Annotated in this window: 23 protein-coding genes and 2 pseudogenes; 11 read left to right on the plus strand and 14 right to left on the minus strand. The window is 62.4% G+C overall.

Going from position 1 to position 15766, the window contains the following annotated elements; genetic code table 11:
• Positions 1 to 172 precede the first annotated feature (172 nt).
• The 4 genes from D3227_RS19670 to D3227_RS19685 all read left to right on the plus strand — a co-directional run bounded on the left by D3227_RS19670 (position 173) and on the right by D3227_RS19685 (position 2289).
• The gene (locus D3227_RS19670) at positions 173 to 340 is read left to right on the plus strand and encodes a Thivi_2564 family membrane protein (protein ID WP_120015976.1); all 168 of its coding nucleotides are present in this window, start codon (positions 173 to 175) and stop codon (positions 338 to 340) included.
• A gap of 112 nt (positions 341 to 452) precedes the next feature.
• Complete coding sequence (locus D3227_RS19675; protein WP_342634003.1) at positions 453 to 659, plus strand: hypothetical protein; 207 nt, start codon at positions 453 to 455, stop codon at positions 657 to 659.
• Between the two features lie 119 nt (positions 660 to 778).
• Positions 779 to 1252 (plus strand): GFA family protein, encoded by a 474-nt coding sequence (locus D3227_RS19680; RefSeq protein ID WP_120016084.1) that lies wholly within the window; start codon positions 779 to 781, stop codon positions 1250 to 1252.
• A gap of 287 nt (positions 1253 to 1539) precedes the next feature.
• Positions 1540 to 2289 (plus strand): hypothetical protein, encoded by a 750-nt coding sequence (locus D3227_RS19685; protein ID WP_147377636.1) that lies wholly within the window; start codon positions 1540 to 1542, stop codon positions 2287 to 2289.
• Positions 2290 to 2300: 11 nt separating this feature from the next.
• On the opposite strand, the gene D3227_RS19690 is transcribed toward D3227_RS19685, so the two are convergent.
• Positions 2301 to 2570, minus strand: coding sequence for a hypothetical protein (locus D3227_RS19690; RefSeq protein WP_147377637.1), 270 nt, complete (start codon positions 2568 to 2570; stop codon positions 2301 to 2303).
• A 167-nt stretch (positions 2571 to 2737) separates the two neighbouring features.
• Between D3227_RS19690 and D3227_RS19695 the strand changes: the two genes are divergently transcribed.
• Positions 2738 to 2932 carry a hypothetical protein gene (locus D3227_RS19695; RefSeq protein WP_100084745.1) on the plus strand — a complete coding sequence of 65 codons (195 nt, stop codon included), beginning with the start codon at positions 2738 to 2740 and terminating at the stop codon, positions 2930 to 2932.
• Positions 2933 to 3223: 291 nt separating this feature from the next.
• Here D3227_RS19695 and msrA read toward each other — a convergent pair whose 3' ends face one another.
• The 4 genes from msrA to D3227_RS19730 form a co-directional block, all read right to left on the minus strand.
• Positions 3224 to 3742: a peptide-methionine (S)-S-oxide reductase MsrA gene (gene msrA / locus D3227_RS19700; RefSeq protein ID WP_120015980.1), complete on the minus strand. Its 519-nt coding sequence runs from the start codon at positions 3740 to 3742 to the stop codon at positions 3224 to 3226.
• 86 nt (positions 3743 to 3828) lie between these two features.
• Positions 3829 to 4155, minus strand: a complete 327-nt coding sequence (locus tag D3227_RS19705; RefSeq protein ID WP_120015981.1) for a hypothetical protein — start codon at positions 4153 to 4155, stop codon at positions 3829 to 3831.
• Positions 4155 to 4973 (minus strand): glycoside hydrolase family 108 protein, encoded by an 819-nt coding sequence (locus D3227_RS42750; protein WP_245451804.1) that lies wholly within the window; start codon positions 4971 to 4973, stop codon positions 4155 to 4157. The genes D3227_RS19705 and D3227_RS42750 overlap by 1 nt, the downstream gene beginning before the upstream one ends.
• A 641-nt stretch (positions 4974 to 5614) precedes the next feature.
• Positions 5615 to 6613: a glycosyltransferase family 10 domain-containing protein gene (locus tag D3227_RS19730; RefSeq protein ID WP_120016087.1), complete on the minus strand. Its 999-nt coding sequence runs from the start codon at positions 6611 to 6613 to the stop codon at positions 5615 to 5617.
• 415 nt (positions 6614 to 7028) lie between these two features.
• Here D3227_RS19730 and D3227_RS19735 point away from each other — a divergent pair, with 415 nt between their 5' ends.
• Positions 7029 to 7625: a class I SAM-dependent methyltransferase gene (locus tag D3227_RS19735; RefSeq protein WP_120015983.1), complete on the plus strand. Its 597-nt coding sequence runs from the start codon at positions 7029 to 7031 to the stop codon at positions 7623 to 7625.
• A 42-nt stretch (positions 7626 to 7667) separates the two neighbouring features.
• Here D3227_RS19735 and D3227_RS43775 read toward each other — a convergent pair whose 3' ends face one another.
• From D3227_RS43775 to D3227_RS42760, 3 genes are all read right to left on the minus strand, one after another.
• Positions 7668 to 7796, minus strand: coding sequence for a hypothetical protein (locus D3227_RS43775; RefSeq protein WP_281034920.1), 129 nt, complete (start codon positions 7794 to 7796; stop codon positions 7668 to 7670).
• A gap of 496 nt (positions 7797 to 8292) precedes the next feature.
• On the minus strand, positions 8293 to 8787 hold the full coding sequence (locus tag D3227_RS42755; RefSeq protein WP_167480760.1) for a hypothetical protein: 495 nt from the start codon (positions 8785 to 8787) through the stop codon (positions 8293 to 8295).
• 44 nt (positions 8788 to 8831) lie between these two features.
• Positions 8832 to 9422, minus strand: a complete 591-nt coding sequence (locus tag D3227_RS42760; RefSeq protein WP_245451805.1) for a hypothetical protein — start codon at positions 9420 to 9422, stop codon at positions 8832 to 8834.
• A 279-nt stretch (positions 9423 to 9701) separates the two neighbouring features.
• Between D3227_RS42760 and D3227_RS19750 the strand changes: the two genes are divergently transcribed.
• Complete coding sequence (locus D3227_RS19750; RefSeq protein ID WP_120016088.1) at positions 9702 to 10019, plus strand: YMGG-like glycine zipper-containing protein; 318 nt, start codon at positions 9702 to 9704, stop codon at positions 10017 to 10019.
• Positions 10020 to 10240: 221 nt separating this feature from the next.
• Here the strand turns inward: D3227_RS19750 and D3227_RS19755 are convergent, their stop codons facing one another.
• The 5 genes and pseudogenes from D3227_RS19755 to D3227_RS44340 all read right to left on the minus strand — a co-directional run.
• The gene (locus D3227_RS19755) at positions 10241 to 10561 is read right to left on the minus strand and encodes a Bbp19 family protein (RefSeq protein WP_120015985.1); all 321 of its coding nucleotides are present in this window, start codon (positions 10559 to 10561) and stop codon (positions 10241 to 10243) included.
• Positions 10558 to 10971: a hypothetical protein gene (locus tag D3227_RS42765; protein ID WP_245451806.1), complete on the minus strand. Its 414-nt coding sequence runs from the start codon at positions 10969 to 10971 to the stop codon at positions 10558 to 10560. Before D3227_RS42765 ends, D3227_RS19755 begins: the two co-directional genes overlap by 4 nt.
• A 1-nt stretch (position 10972) precedes the next feature.
• On the minus strand, positions 10973 to 11365 hold the full coding sequence (locus D3227_RS43780) for a portal protein (RefSeq protein WP_281034921.1): 393 nt from the start codon (positions 11363 to 11365) through the stop codon (positions 10973 to 10975).
• Positions 11366 to 11432: 67 nt separating this feature from the next.
• Positions 11433 to 11835, minus strand: a pseudogene (locus D3227_RS44335) (portal protein); the annotation flags it as partial.
• Positions 11726 to 12208: pseudogene (locus D3227_RS44340) on the minus strand (portal protein); the annotation flags it as partial. The pseudogenes D3227_RS44335 and D3227_RS44340, both read right to left, overlap by 110 nt.
• A 205-nt stretch (positions 12209 to 12413) precedes the next feature.
• Between D3227_RS44340 and D3227_RS19765 the strand changes: the two are divergent.
• From D3227_RS19765 to D3227_RS19780, 4 genes are all read left to right on the plus strand, one after another.
• Entirely contained in the window at positions 12414 to 13031 is a 618-nt protein-coding gene (locus D3227_RS19765; RefSeq protein WP_120015986.1) for a methyltransferase domain-containing protein, read from the plus strand.
• A gap of 590 nt (positions 13032 to 13621) precedes the next feature.
• Positions 13622 to 13891, plus strand: a complete 270-nt coding sequence (locus tag D3227_RS19770; RefSeq protein ID WP_120015987.1) for a hypothetical protein — start codon at positions 13622 to 13624, stop codon at positions 13889 to 13891.
• A 426-nt stretch (positions 13892 to 14317) separates the two neighbouring features.
• Positions 14318 to 14623 (plus strand): hypothetical protein, encoded by a 306-nt coding sequence (locus D3227_RS19775; RefSeq protein WP_006201670.1) that lies wholly within the window; start codon positions 14318 to 14320, stop codon positions 14621 to 14623.
• An 85-nt stretch (positions 14624 to 14708) separates the two neighbouring features.
• Positions 14709 to 15107: a hypothetical protein gene (locus D3227_RS19780; protein WP_120015988.1), complete on the plus strand. Its 399-nt coding sequence runs from the start codon at positions 14709 to 14711 to the stop codon at positions 15105 to 15107.
• Between the two features lie 84 nt (positions 15108 to 15191).
• On the opposite strand, the gene D3227_RS19785 is transcribed toward D3227_RS19780, so the two are convergent.
• Positions 15192 to 15614 carry a DoxX family protein gene (locus D3227_RS19785; protein ID WP_208646398.1) on the minus strand — a complete coding sequence of 141 codons (423 nt, stop codon included), beginning with the start codon at positions 15612 to 15614 and terminating at the stop codon, positions 15192 to 15194.
• Between the last annotated feature and the right edge of the window lie 152 nt (positions 15615 to 15766).

The raw sequence follows: 15766 nt of genomic DNA on the forward strand, positions 1-15766 counted from the left end.
GCATCGCATCGCGGGCCTCTGCCGTTTTCGAACAGCGCGCATTTCCAGCGAAGGCACCCGACGGCCAAATTGCGGGCTCGAGTTGAAATGTCCGAGAGGAACCAACCGGGCAGCCGCGGCGTTTTCCACCACGTATTTGATTTGATTTACTTTAGAGGCGTGGAGAGAAGACGTGGCGTCATCGGCCCTTATCGGCATCCTGATCACTTTCCTGGTGATCATCCTGGTGCTCTATCTCGTCCAGCGGCTGCCTCTCGATGGCCGCACCCGGCAGATCGCGCAGATCGTCGTCATCCTCATCGGCATCATTTCGCTGTTGAAATATCTGGCGGTCTTCTAGACACTTTTACTCGCCGAGGGATCCCAAGATGAGAGCTCACGCGATCGCATGCATTGCCGGTGCGATGATCGTTGCCGCGACGCCGGCCCATTCGCGGTCGGATACCCGCACAATGACCTGCGAACAGACGCAGGCCCTCGTCAAAAGTCATCGCTCGGCGGTGCTGACCACCGGGCAGAACACTTATGACCGGTATGTGCGCCAGTTCGGTAATGAGTGCGACTGGCCGGAGGTGCCGACCGCCGCCGCCGTACCGACACGCGACGGCCAATGCCGCGTTTATCGCTGCCAGGAGCCGGTTTTCGATTTCCCGAATTGATGCGAGCGCGCGCCCCCCGCGGCGTGGAACCGTTGCGCCTCCTGCGAATTGATTCGTGGCCGACATTCCGGCGCGATGTCGCAGCACGCCTGAAGAGAGCGCCGGCAGGAGGAACAGCCATGTCCAGCGATATCAGGCGAAGCGGCAGCTGCCTGTGCGGCGGCGTCCAGTTCTCGGTGACCGGCGAACCGCTTCGGGTCGGGCTTTGCCATTGCAAAGATTGCCGCAAGACCAGCGGATCGGCCTATTCGGCCTTCGCTGTGTGGCCGCTCGAAGCGTTCGAGACGGCCGGGATCGTCAGCACCTACGGCGGCAGGAGCTTTTGTCCGACTTGCGGCGGGCGCGTCACCTCGGTCGGCGAGGACGAGGTCGAAGTGATGATCGGCAGCCTCGACGTGGCGCCGACCGAACTGCAGCCGGACTACGAACTCTGGATCAGCCGGCGCGAGCACTGGTTGCGGCCCCTGCCCGACGCCCCGCAGTTCGAGCATGACCGCTTCGATGACGACAGCGGCGTTGACGGCCCGACGGGCAGGCCGGACGCCGGCGAGCCGCTGTCAGGCGGCATCCGCCAGCTGCTCAAGTCGGCCTAGCGTGCAGCGGCGGTACCCTCTAACCGAGCACGGCAGGCCGATGCCGTATTTTGCAACCGGCGGTCGCTTTGCCGAGGTGTCGATGGTCAGCTAAGAATCATCTTGCGGTGGACCTTTTGGAACCCGCCTTGGCCGGCGCGGCTCAGGCAACACTTCCAACATTGCCGCGTCGGCCTCGCATAGCCGAAGAATGCCCGAACCTATTCTTTGACCGGAGATTCATACAACTTTTAGTATTATTTTGCGACTCAAGCGTTTTGGTTATCTGGTGAAGTACCAAGTTGTGGTTGCGCTACCAGATCATACATTCTTTTAATGAAAGAAAATTGTCCCGCGTTCATATCTCTGGTTATGTCAACTATCCCATCCAAGTACGCGACCAAATTGGGGTGGAGAGTCTTGCTGGCCTTGCACAAAAGACCACCTTTGTTTCTTCCGGCTTTTGCTACATAGTGTTGCGAATCTTGAAACCGAACGGGGCGGTTTTCATGGAGTCGGCACCTGAACGTAGTCGCGGTGTTCATCTGCGATATCCACCTATCGATGGGTTCTGGACCTGGGACATCAAGCGTGACCGGGTCTACGGTGACGCCAATCTTTCCGACTATTTCGGGCTGACGCTTGAGGAATTTTCCCATGGCGCATCGCTCGAAAGATGCATGCAAAGCATCGAGGCCGAGGATCGCCTGAGGGTCCATACGGCGATCCGCAGGGCGGTGGAGCGGAGATCGAGCTTCCGCGAGGTCTATATGGTCCGCTCGGAAAAGATGGGGCTTCGCAAGATCCTGTCCGTTGGCCAGTGCTATGTCGACAATTTTGGGGAGGCGGCTCTCTATCCCGGCTGGTTCGTCGACCTCACGCGGGAAGCCGACTGCGAGGAGGCCTCGCTGCACGAGATCCACGGCCTTATCGAGCAGGCCAAGGAAATTTCGCAATCAATCGGGCAGGATCTGCTGGTCTATCTCCTGGACAATGCCCAGGACGAAGTGCAGCGACGCCTTGGCGGCGGCGGATCAAGGAGGCGCAAATCGTCCTAGCGCAAACCTTGCTAGCTTCTGGGCGGGACTTTGCTGTGCCTGCTGACTTCGGCGGTCACCATGCGAGCGAAATGGGATTGGGGCGAGCGGCTCTCCAGCAGCCTGGCACGTTCCAGGGCCGTGTCGCCGTAAAACTCGACCAACACCGCGGCCGCTGTAGCGGCATCCGCCTTCAGCTTGCCGACATCGGCCTGCGCACTCTGAGTCGAGTGGCCGCTTCTGGCGATCACGTCCAGCATGGCCTGCAACTTGTCGGGAGTGCTGCCCTCGTCTTCGTGCATGGTCGCGGTCCGATTGGTCGCGCAAAATATCGACATTTCCGAAAAATGTCCAACAGCTTCGCTGATCAGCCGCTGTTGCAACCGAGTACAGCTGCCCCGTGAGTTCCGCTACAATCTTCATGCAAGCACAGTCAGCCAGAATTAAACTGCAGACTTTGGGGGCACCGATGGACCAGCCTAGCAAAATGGAAAACCTGCAGTTCGCGCAGGGAATATTGCGGGAATTGCGCCAGAAGGCCGAGGCCGATGGCGAGAAGCTGCTGACCTATCTGATCGACATGGCTTACCTCGAAACCAGCGACCGCATCCGCGCGCACTGGATCGGCAGCCACGAGACCGAAAGCCGCCGAGCCAAAGGCTAAGGCCGACGGCGTATCAGGGCGAGCAGTCCGCGGCCGCCGCGGAGCGTTGCCAAACCTCTGAAACGCAAAAAGCCCGCCGTGCCTTTCAGCACGACGGGATTTGGTTGGTATCGGCGGTCGGAAACTGGTCATCGACACAAAGCAAGCCCGCGCCTCTCGCAGAAGACGCGGGCCGACCGGGATGCCGGTCCCGATCAGGCAGCATACCGTTGCGCGCTGCCGGGAAAAGAACTCTTAGCGCCTTCTAATGTTCCCTCGCTGGCCGGGAAATTCGCCGCGCGCCGAGCGGGCCTATGAAGCGGCCTTTTCGCGAACCGGAAGCTTCCAGCCCGGCCTGACGAAATGGCAGGTGTAGCCGTTGGGATATTTCTCCAGATAGTCCTGATGCTCGGACTCGGCCTCCCAGAAGTCACCCACAGGTGCGACTTCGGTGGCGACCTTGCCCGGCCACAGCCCCGAGGCATCGACGTCGGCGATGGTGTCTTCGGCAATGCGCCGCTGTTCGTCGTTGGTGAAGTAGATCGCCGAGCGGTAGCTCATGCCGACATCATTGCCTTGGCGGTTCCTGGTCGTCGGATCGTGGATCTGGAAGAAGAATTCGAGCAGGGTCCGGAAGCTGATCCGGGCGGGATCGAAAATGATCTCGATCGCCTCGGCATGGGTGCCGTGGTTGCGGTAAGTGGCGTTGGGCACGTCGCCGCCGCTGTAGCCGACACGCGTCGAGACTACGCCGGGATAGCGCCGTATCAGGTCCTGCATGCCCCAGAAGCAGCCGCCGGCAAGGACTGCGCGTTCGGTGGAAGTCGCCATAGCATGTCTCCTTAGGTTTCCCCTAAGGTGGGCATTGTCACGGCCTGCGTCCAGTCGCGAATGTCCGGGTGCCACCGACGCGCGTGTCACTCCTCCCTGGCCGCCGCCTTGAACCTTCGCACGATGACCTCGAAAAGGATGTCGGAGATCCACATCGCCGAGACGCCGATGAGGAAGGTGGCAGCGAGGGTGGTGGTGTCGTCGGCCGGATCGGGGATCGGCAGGCCGGTTGCCTTGAAATACGATACGACCGGTAGCGTGAGATAGGCTGCCGCCAGCGCGCCACAGATCGGCGAGGCGACCATCTCTCGCAGCTTGTAGCGATGGCGTGACAGCGCCCTGAGCACGCCTCCGGCAAGGCCGGCGGCCACCAGCGGTCCCTTGATCCCGAGGAGATCGAATTGATCGTGCATCACGGCCTCCAGCCGCAGAGCTTCTGGCCCTTGCGGTTGTGCGAAAGCAGCGCCCTCGCCTCTTCGTCCGACAGCGCGTCGACAGCCTTGCCGGAGAGGCGAAGCGGCGAGGAGACTGCACAAAAGCCGCCCCAGGCGGTCGTGCAGCCGGCCGCGACAAGCAGCATGAACGGCAGCGCGAGGATCAGTCCCTTGCCCATGATTTCAGCTCCTTTCTGGCTGTATTGGCGCTTAGCGCGCCGATATCGTTGTCGACCTGGTCGGCGATGTCGCGTGCCGCTGCCTCCTTGGTCGCTTGCCGGGCGCGCTCGGCACTGGCGCCGGCCAGCCGCTGGTGGAGACCCCAGCCAAGTGCGGCAACCACCGACGCCAGCAAAGCAGATATCGTCGGGTTGCCGAAGAAGAAGGAGAGCAATGCGGAGCGCGTCAATGACAGCGCCGACGGGCCTCGCCTTCACGGCGTTCAGCGTCGCCGGACCGATCCTGCCGTCCTGGGTGGCGCGAACGATCGCCTGCAGGTATTTCGCCGCCCTGCCCGGCCCGCTGTTCACCGCAAAGTCGAACAGCGTGTAGTCGAGGTCGCCCGGAAGTTCGGCACCGGCAACGGAATCCCAGTAGAAGCGTCGATAGACGGTCCCGATCTGCTCGTCGCTCATCTTCCTTAGGTCGGCCTTGGTGGCGTCGGCTTTCAGATAGCGGCGAAAATTGGCAAGCCTGACGCCCTTCACGGTGGCGCCGCCCGGATCGGCCGGATTGTCCGACCAGCCGCCTTCGGATTTCAAAACGAGCGCGAGCGCCCGCGCAAAGTTGCGGTCCATGGAAACCTCTTGTGGTTGCGGTAAGAAAAAGCCGCTCGGTGGCGGCCGGAAATCGCTGTTGGCAGACGCGCTGTTCGCCGACCATGCCAGGCGGTGGATCTCCTGGGCCGGAGCCTCGGAAAAAATTGGCGTTTTAGAAAAACCTTAATTACCCTCCGCTAAGTTTATCGAACGGCGAGTGGGGCTCGCCGCACTATCGACTTGGGGTTTGGCGCTTGGGATACAGCGCCGGGTTTTGGCGAAATGAGTTTGTTATTTTCCGAAGCGAATGAGTGCCAGGGCTGCAGCGGCACCGGCAGGATATTCGAATGTCCGCGATGGCGCGCCTCGAACGGCCATTGCTGCCCCGCAGGCACGCATCGCCATATCTGCCATGGTACGACCGTCCACTGTTCGGAATGCGCAGGCACCGGCGGCACAGCCCGCAGGCAGCCGCCGGCACGCGACCGCGGCAACCAAACCGGCGTGGTTATCGGCACGAACGGAACGTTCGACTCCTAGAGCGTGTCGCCCAAAAGCGCGCGGCGGTTTGCGAGGCGCACAATGCCTTGAAGCGCTTCACCCGAATCGCTTCAGCCGCGACGCGCTCTAGCGAACAAACCGCCGGCAGGGCCAATCTTGCGGCGATATCTTCGCCGCCTTCAGGCTGAAACTTTCTTCCGCCATTTGCGCAGCCGCGTCCTGACATAGGATTGCAAGCCGAAGGGAAGCCGGGGCCGCCCCGCCTGTGGGGCGGGACGGCGCTCCATCTGTTGATGCACGAGCTTCATCAGCCGGCAAAACCCGGACGTTTCCGCCTCTTCCAGGCGCGCGACAAGACGCTCTGGCAGCGGCTGCGAGCGCCAGGCGAAATAGGCCTCATAGGCGTCCGGCGTTTCGACCAGATAGCGCAGATAGGCCGCCAGATCGGCCGCATCGCTGAAATCAGCAGCGTTGATGTAGGAGTTCGGCGGCGTGTATTCGTCCACGTTCGGAGCGCCCAGATAGACCGGCACCGTGCCGGCCTTGAAGGCATCGAAAATCTTTTCGGTGACGTAATCCGTCTCGCTCGAGTTCTCCAGCGCCAGGCAGAATTTGTAGCGCGCAACGGTCTCGACCTTCGTCGCCGGGCCGAGATCGGGGCCTTCGATCGTCCGGTTGCGGAAATGCCGTCCGTAGGAATCGACGCCGATGTGCCGGGAAAGCTCGCTCACCAGGTCGACGCGCCCGCTATGGTTCAGCGGCGCCGATTGGAAAAGCACGAGCGGAGCCGCTTCGGTCTTGGCCGCGGCCGGCTTTGCCCTAACCTCCTCCCACCAGCACGCGCGAGGAAGATAGGGCGCCCAGACATCCGATCGGCGCTCATGCGTCATGGTGAAGTCGAAATGGCGCATGTAGTTCGGGTCGGCGAAGCGCTTGTAGTTCTGCCGGCTCTCCATCGTCCAGCCGATCCAGTATTGGCCGGGATATTTCCAGGCATCGCCGATCTCACGATAGTCCGGGATGTGGAAAACGACCGCCGCCGCCTCGGCAATGCGGCGCTTGTCCAGCGTCCAGTGCCCGGGAAGGTCGCACTGTATCGAGGCGATGTCGACGGGCTTGCCGAAGCGCGTCGTATAGAAAAGGATCAGCGGCTCTGTGGCGTTATGCTCGGCAGGCATCTCAGATTCCGCAGCCGAAATTTCGGCGCCGGACCCAGGCCAGCGGTCGGGCGGTCGGCAACCGCCGGCCATGCGCGACAACGTGACAGACCGCGGCGAAGCCTCGCGGCATGTCTATCACCAGGAATGTCTGACGGAGCCCATGGCCGTTGGAGTTACCCGTTCATCTTTTCCGCATCAAGCAACATTTCCAGTGGGGCCGCGGAGTTCGGTGGCAGCGGCGGCCGGCCTGCTTTAGCGAATTCCGGTGGATCGGGCTGCGGAGCCACCCCTGCCTTTGGATTTGGCGGTGGGCAAGCAAGCGCGCGAGCCATGCGAGCATCTTGAGGTCTGTGAAGGCGGTTGTTGAAGTGCGCGGCGACGGCCGCACGTCTAAAGGTCGCGCAACACAGAAAAGTATTTTTAGGAAGTGACAATGAACAGGTTCGACTTGCTTCGGCAGAGTCTCGACAAGAAAACTATGGTCGGGATCGAGATCGGCCCATTTTACAGCCCGATAGCCCCCAAGGAGCACGGTTGGCAAACAACCGTGATCGATTTTCAAGAGGTGATGCCTGACATAGTCTTGCGTGGTGAGCCGCTGGACACGCTGGCACTGGCGAGGAACCGGGATGGGTATGACTACTTCATTGCCAGCCACGTCATCGAGCACACGCCAGACCTTCTGAGCTTTTTCCAGCAGGTTTCCCGCCTGCTGCGGAAGGGCGGAATCGTGTCTCTCGCCGTGCCGGACATGCGCAAATGCTTCGATGTCCTGAAGCCCGTAAGCAGCATCCGCGAGGTGCTGGCGGCCTATCGCGAAAAGCGGGTTCGTCACACGCCTGAAACGCTGCTTGAGGCTGCGAACCGGCTTGGGATTTTGGGCGGGCGGGTAAGCAGAGTCGGCGGCAAAGTTGCCAATCTCCCTTGCTGGACCCTTGGGGGGTCGGCAGGACAAGGAGGCGCGAAGACTTGCCCGAGAGGATCAGGATACGCGAATAGCGGCGATGGATTCCTAGGTCGGAATCGGTAGTGCCCTATAGGACTATCGGATCAGCCCGCAAAACAGCTTGGCTCACGAACGCCGCGGCCTCGCCATCCTCAGTCCCTTGTCCAGGGCGTCCTCCAAGCTTGTCGTGTAGAGCGCGGTGTTTTCCAGCCCACCAAAGAAGTTTATGCGGTGAACTTCACCTTTCTTGCTCATGACAATTCCTGCGTCTCTAAGCAGTTCCTGAACTGATTTGTATGTCATTTCCAAGATTACCCCTGCCACCCATAGATATAAACTCGCTCTTTTGTGTAACCGATCGGTGCCGTTGACTGTGAAGCCCGCAACATAGGCCGCAGGATGGTCCTAAGCCTATCGAGCTAAGGCCTATCGGGCTAATTGTGCGGAACGCGAAACGCGCTCACACTCCCTTTTCCGAAGCCCAGCAAGCCTCCAACGCGTGCTGATCCAGCTATCGGAATGTTTGCCGACACCCAACTTCCCCCCGAAGCCCGTCGGCAAGCAAAGGCGGACCCACTGTCCCCCGGGTCCGCCTTTTTCTTGTGAGCGAGGAGCTTCGCTCTCGCTCGGCGGACGAGAGCTTTGCTCTCGCCGCTGGGTCGTCGCTGGCGGACGGAAGCTTGCGCTTCCCCCCGCTGGCGGACGGCTACGCCCCGCCGCTAAGCCTCCGTCGTCTTCAGCGCAATAGACGTCATGTTCTTGACGCTCGACGCGGTGCGGTCCCAGTTCGCCGCCAGCGCCAGCTCGGCATCGGTGGCGAATTCGCCGGCCGAGGAGGCGTCGAGGAAGCGGGTGCCGGGCACGTGCGGCACGAAGTGCCGGCGGTCGACCATTTCGGTGCCGCCGCCGCCATAGCCCTGGCGCGGCTTGCGGTCGAACTCCAGTGTCCGCCCTCGGTGTTGACCGGGAGCTCGTTCCACAGGATCGCCTTGTCCTTGAACATCAAGGCGGTGTAGATGCCGGCCGCGACCGCAATGTCGTCGTCGACCACACAGCGCAGCCCCATATAGTAGGGGATGAGCGGCCCGCCCTGTTCGGACGACGGCACGTAGTCGATGAGGTCGGCGAGCTTCAACGCCTTCATCTGCTTGGAATGCATCCAGATCGTCTTGAACTTGTCGGCGGGGTCGCCCATCAGATAGGCGGCCTTGTCGGTGTCGACGATAGAAGCGCCGGTGACGCGCACCAGATCGCCGGCGTCGTTGGCGATGTTGTCGGCGACGACGCCCTTCAGGATGCCGGCAAGGTCAGCTTGTTGGCGCGCTGCCAGTATTCGGTCTGGCGCTTGACGATCAGCTTCTGCGGATCGTCGCCGGCCAGGGTCGAGGTCAGGTCCGGAACGCCCCACGCCTGGGCGCGGACATTGCGGGCGGCGACCTCGCGGCGCGAGCCGATCTTCTTCATCTCGATCGAATCGGCCGGATCGTCATTGACCGGTTCGGACGGATCGTTGCCGAGATCCTTCCAGCCGGGCATGTCGACGGAACGGCCGCCCATCGACAGTTTCGAGGCGATCGACGGGTCGGAAAACAGGATCCCGGCCTGGTAGATCTCGAGCGACTGGACATGCTCCTCGAACGAATATTGCGCATAGACGGACGGAACGATCGCGTCCGCGATACGGGTATAGGCGTCTGCCATCTTCTGGCTGGCATAGGCCAGCGCATCGGTGACCGGCACCTGCATGCCGGCGAAAGTGAAGACGGTGCGGTACGAGCCGCCCTGCCCCGTGGTGACGGTTTTCAGGCCGAGCCTGGGCGGGGCAAGGCCGGCCTCGCGGGCGGCGGCGCGGACAAGTGTCCGGGGAAGACCTCGGGTCATGGCATTTCTCCATTCTTTGGGCGAATTTTCTTGGCGGGACTATCTTGATCATGCGCCCGGGCGCGCCTCGGGCGAGCGCGGCTCGCAACCTGATTCAAGCCAAGGCGTTATCGTGCTGTTCGCTCAGGTGTTTCCGGTTTGGCGACCATGATCTTCAAGAGCCGAGAAACCATGTCTCATTTCGTGAGGAACCGCGCCTACCTTCCGCCGCAATGCGCCAGCACTTGGCAGCAATTCGCCCCTTTCTTCAGTCTCGGGGCTTCAAAGGAGGTTCTCCAGATGATCATCAAGAAAGCCATTTTGGCCGTGCTCATGACCGCGGTGCTGGCAGGCTGCGAGACGCAGACCGAGGGGCAGCAGAGAGCCACCACGGGCGCGCTGCTCGGCGGCGCCGGCGGCGCTCTCGTCGGCCAGGCGATAGGCGGCAACACCAAGAGCACGGTGATCGGTGCGGCCGGCGGCGCCCTGCTCGGCGCGGTCGTCGGCAGCGCCACCACGCCGCAACGCCGCGGCGAACAGCTCTGCCGCTACCAGGACCGCTACGGCCGCATCTACACCGCGCCCTGCGACGACCGGTATTACAACGGCGATTATTGATCGTAGCGACGGCGGTGGTCTTCCTTTCTCCCCTTCTTGTGGGAGAAGGTGGCCTCGCGAAGTGAGGTCGGATGAGGGGTGCTCCAGCTTGGCGGCACCCTTTTTATCCAAACATGACGCAAGGCGAAATGATCGCCAACGCCTCGTTTCTTCCAGCACCCTCATCCGTCTCGGCGCTGCGCGCCGATCCACCTTCTCCCACAAGTGGAGAAGGTTGGCGCCTACCCCTCCGCCCGCGCCGCCTTCTCCAGCGCCACAAGCTGCGCCTCATCCAGCGTCAGAAACCCCATAATGTGTTGCACCACCTCTGCCCGCGCGTTGCTCAGCGCGCTGTGCAGCTCGAAGCCGTTCGGCGTTTTGGTTCGTGCCATCCACTCGCCGTTGGACGGGCGGCGGTAGTAGCCGGTCACTGCCGCGAGATCGGCCAACACCATTTCGCCGTCCTCGCCGGAGAACACCCTGAGATGGGCCTTGGCCAGCGCGTCTCGCGCCTTGGCCGGCCCGCCGACTTGAGTGGAATGGGCGAAGCGTTTCCGGTTCATGCGCCGCCTGCTCCGCCCGGGGTGCCAGAGCCCGGTGCCGCCATGGCCTGACCGCCGCCCGCCTGGTCTGCCCCCTGCCCGCCCTGCTGCATGCCTTGCAGGCTGTCGAGCAGGCCGCTGTCGCCGGCCCGCACCACCGCCGGCACGGCGTCCTTGGCGACCTTTCCGGCGGTGGCGATCGCCGCCATGCCGGCCTGCGCCTGTTGCGCTTTGGCTCTCGCGCCGCGCAGACCGGCCACTTCGTCCTTGCGGCGAAAGATGCGCTGCGGGCTGCGGCCGGTGCTCTGCACGATCTTCAGCGCCTCGTCGGCGTCGATGTTGTCCATGATGCCGGGATCGAACTGCGCCATCTGCATGGCGGTGGTCACCACCTGGATCGTGTCGCGGGCTTCCGCCGAGCGCCTGAGCACATCAAGCGGCCGTGAAGGTCGGCCGCACCGCCTTGCCGGCAAGGCTTGCCGGCGGCAGGAAGCGGCTGTCCTCGTCATACAGTCCCTTGTCCTCCAGGATGCCGAGCTCGAGGTTGGTAGCGAAGACGGCCTGGATGATCGAGCCGGAGGGGCCGAGCAGCGCGCCCTTTTCCTCCTGGCGGATCAGCGCTTCGGTCGTCGTCATCTGCGGGTTCTGCACCAGCGTCTGGAACAGATTGACGAACATCATGTCGCGGATTTCCTCGGCCCGGCTCGCCGCGTAGTTGAAGGCATAGGTCGGGTTCTGGCCGGTCGAGATCGGCGCGATCAGCGGCCGGCCATTGTCGTCGAACCAGGCCGGGATAGTTCTCGCCGGGATTGAGCACCGGCACATAGTCGGGCCGGGCTTTCGACGCGGTCGCCGGATCGGTGATCTGCTGCAGGGCGCGCAGGCCGGAGCGACGCACGGCGTTCTCCTCGCGTACTGTGGTCAGCGCCTCGATGGTCGGCGAAATGCCATAGGCGTCGCCTTCGTAGCGGCGCCAGTTGAAGCAGGACACCGGGAAGGTGCGAAAACCGCTTTCCCTGACGATCTCTTCCTCGTCCTCGATGACGTGATAGGAAGCAAACGCCTGATCGAGATACTGGTAGGCGCCGCCGGACGTCGCGCGGCTTTATGCACTGGATGAGCGAGATCTTCTCGTCGCATTTGGCGGGATCGTCGACCAGCATCTTGATGCGCGCCGGCAGTTTTTCATAGCCGAGCAGCTGTGCCGCCTGCCTTGCTGTGCGCCCGTAGCGGCGATGAAACGTGTCGACCTGGCCCCAGCGGTTGCGCGCGAGATAACCCTCGGCAACGGGGATGGAGGCGTAACGGATCAGCGTGCCGCCAATAACCTTCCTCGGCATAGAGATAGGCCGAGCCATAACGCTCGACGTTGCGCAGGCAGGCCTGCGTTGCCGGCACGAAGTTCGAATTGGCGGAATAGCGCAGCGCAAACAGGAAATCGCGCAAGCTCTCCGCCCATTCCTTTTCCTCGTCGGTCTCCTCGTCGTTCATCTCGGCGGTGGTCAGCCCATGCCATTTCTCCGACTGCGGGATGATCAGGCTTTCCAGCCCGGCGGCCAGCCGGTTGGCGGCCGAGTTGATGATGTTGGCATAGACGCGGTCGCCGCGCCGCTCCTGCCGCTCGGCCTGCGAGTCCGGGCCGCCGGTCCTGCGGCCGCTCCAGACATCGGGCGCGTCGGGATCGCAGAATTCGGAGACGGCCTCCCAGACGTGCTCGTATTCGGCCCGTGGCGCGACAGGATATCGCGGGCGCGGGTATCGGTCATGGTGGCAATCTTTCTTCGCTGTCGTTCACTTGCTCGCGAGCGGTCAAATTACTTGCGCTTTGCAATGTTAAAGAGGCGGCGCGGCGGGGCATTGGAGGAGTTCGATTGTGACGACAAGCCTTGCCGGTACCCTGACAAACCAAAGCAAACGCGCCGTGAAGCGGCTGATAGGCTATGATTCGCGCAACTGGCTGCGCATCCGCCAGATCGAGGCATTCACCGAATTCCTGCAGGCGGGCGGCCGCAAATCCTCCGATGTGATCGAGATTTCGCCGGGTTGGAACCGCTACTGGAAGGCGATTTGCCCCAACTACAGGTCGGTCGACTTCCCCGACTTCGACATCTGCAAGGACCGCACCGAGGAGCAATATTCCATCGTCATCGCCGACCAGGTGCTGGAGCATGTGCAGCAGCCGCTGGCGGCAGCTGAGAACATCCATGCCATGACCAAGCCGGGCGGCTGGGCGATGGTGGCCACACCCTTCCTGTTCCGCGTGCATGCCAGGCCGCACGACTACAACCGCTGGACGCCTGCCGGCCTGAAGCAGTTGATGGTCGAGGGCGGTTTTCCCGAAGCGAACATCAAGGTCCAGGGCTGGGGCAACAAGGCCTGCGCCAAGGCCCATATTGGCGGGCCGGTGCGCGCCTACGGCCTGTGGCGCGACTTGAGCAACGACGAGGAATACCCGCTGATGGTCTGGGCCTTCGCCCGCAAACCAAGCTGATCCGGCCTTCGGGCGCGGCAGGCACCTGCCGCCGGACAGTCGACTTCGATCCTGTCCTCCTCATTGAGGCCGTGCTAATATTGTCCGGCTTGGGAGGACCGTCAGATCGACTTCATTGGAAACCTGTTCGCCGGCCTGTGGGCCGCTGGCGTGCTCGCCGCCCTCTGGTACGTCTGGAGGCGACGCACCCCGCCCGTTGTCGAAAGCGAGGAAGACAAGGCCCTGCGCGAGTGGCTGGACGGGCAGATGTAGTGGGGCGGCGGAGCTGCCAATCTCCCCCTTGTGGGCGAGATGGCCAGAGGGGGGCGCTGTCCCGCCACGTTGGTTACTGACCAAAATGCGCTTTCGTTCGGGGAGCCGAAACAAAAAACCCGCCTCGGCGGCGGGTCGTTGGCGCAAATCAGCACCATGGACAAGATAGTAGCATAGCTGCCGCCACTCGGCAAGGCATATTTTCCTATCTTGCGTTCGTCTCGCCAATGCCGCGCCGCCGCAGCTCGCCGGCCGGTATTCACAACAAGCTTCTCCAGCCGTCTGGCCATTAGCCGGCGCCTATGGGATCATTCCGCCGGGGACTTGGGGAGAGCGGCATGGACAAACCTGCCATGGCATCCGTCTTCAGGATGCGGCATCAGCCAGCAACCATTTCGGGCATCCGCAGCCTTGGCCGGGGCCAGGCGGATCCGATCTTCCACTCGAGGCCGCTCGGCGAGGCGATCCGCTTCATCGTCCAGGCCGATGGCCAGTACGACCTCAGCGCTGCCGCCATCTCCTACGGCGACCTCTCGACGCCGCCGCTTGGCGGCCGTGAGATCAAGGCGCTATGGGCCGAATATGGCCAACGCTGGATGGAGCCGTAGCCTACTTGTCTTGCCAAGCTGCCTTGTCCTTGCGCCGGTTCGATGCTTTGCTTTACGCCACACGGAGACAGCGAAATGACGCCGCGCCCTTGGCGAGCCCAATCAGGATTGGCGATCGTATCTTGACCAATGATGGGATGATGGGCGTGGTCGTCTGTAATCTGGATACGAGAGAGTTCTCGGACGAACATCCCGAGGCTTCCTGGGGATACCTTGGGAACAGAGTTGTCGTCATGACAGAGGCAGGCCTCATCCATTTTCCCAGTGAGTGCATGGGCAACTTTCGCAAGGCAGAGCGTTGATCATGGTGTTCACTTCCCGTGCATGCCCGATATCCCGCCAAAACCCGTAGTAACCGAATCCGCAGCCCCTGGATCGGAATCGGCCCATCGAGCGTTTAAAACCCAACCAATGGGAGGATGCACCATGAACGTCGCCAATCTGCAACTTGAGGGCCTGCTGATGGCCGTCGCGTCGATCAACCAGGTGCTGGTCCGCAAGGGGCTGGTTTCGGTCGAGGAGATCGACATCGCCCTGCGCAAGGCGGAAGCCTGCGAAACCGGCGAGGAGCGCTCCGGCGGCATGTCGGCATCGAGCCGCGATGCCGTCAATTTTCCGATCCGGCTCCTGGAACTCGCCAACCAGTGCCAGCCGGAGGCCGACATGCCGTCCTTCTCGAAACTGGCGCGCATGGTCGGCCAGATGAAGGAACCTTACAACGATCAGATGTGAGGCAGTCAGGAGAAGCTGGCGTCAGCCGGAGAATCCATCCTATCTTGGTGATGGGAGATTCAGGGGGAGACTGACGAATTACTGGTTGAAGTGGCTGCTGATCAATCTCGCCGCCCTCGCCTCGGCAACCCTGATTGGACTGGTCGCCCTTGCGCAGGTCTATGTCTTCAAGGTCAATGTTGGGCACAACCCGGCTGCTCCATTCGTTTTAGGCTTTATCGTTTCCTTGGTCGTCGCCATCGCTACCCCGCCGACACGGTTCATGCCCCGATTTGACGTCCTGAGCGGTATCTTTGTGGGGGACTTCGTTCTTTCCTTCGTGATCTCCAATGCGGCACTTCTCATGGTCAACGCCTATTGGGACGGCGATGTCGAGGCGGCGAAGCCTTGGGTATATATGGTCATTCCCTTCATCACTGGCGTGACTGGCTTCCTGGTATTGCGGCGATATCGCCTTTCCGCCGTGGCAGATGTGTTCCGGTAGGCGTCGGTTCAAAGAAGGCGATGCGTTATCTGCGGCTGGGACGGCAGCCGATCGAAATTCATCGCCCGGCAGATTCCGCAAAACTCACGCCCTGCCCGGCCAGCCCTGGCGCACCGCCAGCACGCTGCCCGCTCCGTGCGCGGCGGCGAAGAGCAGGCCGGCGGCGAACGGGAAATGGGACATGAAAGCGCCGAACTCGGCCTGGTTGCCGGCCCAATGCGACGGGCCGTGGAAGGCAAAGCCGAGGAAGATCACGTAAACCGCGCCGATCAGCGCTGCCGGGGTCAGGAACGCGCCGGTCAGAAAGGCGATCACCAGCAGCGTTTCGAGGATCGCGGCGCACCAGGCCAGAAACAGCGGGAACGGGAAGCCGGCGGCGGCGATGTAGCCAGCGGTCATGCCCATGTCCATGAACTTGAAGGCCACCCCCATTGCGAACATGGCGGCGAAGATCAGGCGGGCGATGAGAATTACAGCGGTCTGCCAGGTCGATTGGGTGGTTTCCACGATGTCCTCCGGTGTTGGTGTGGTTCGCGACCCAAGGACGGGCGATGGGCGACGGTTCCGACATCGGGGGTGAAATAGTTTCGACAGGGCGAGTGGCAAGCTTTTGATGCCGGCGGGACAGCGCCCCCTCTGGCCTGCCGGCCATCTCCCCC

Source organism: Mesorhizobium waimense (assembly GCF_003601975.1).
Classification (GTDB): domain Bacteria; phylum Pseudomonadota; class Alphaproteobacteria; order Rhizobiales; family Rhizobiaceae; genus Mesorhizobium; species Mesorhizobium waimense.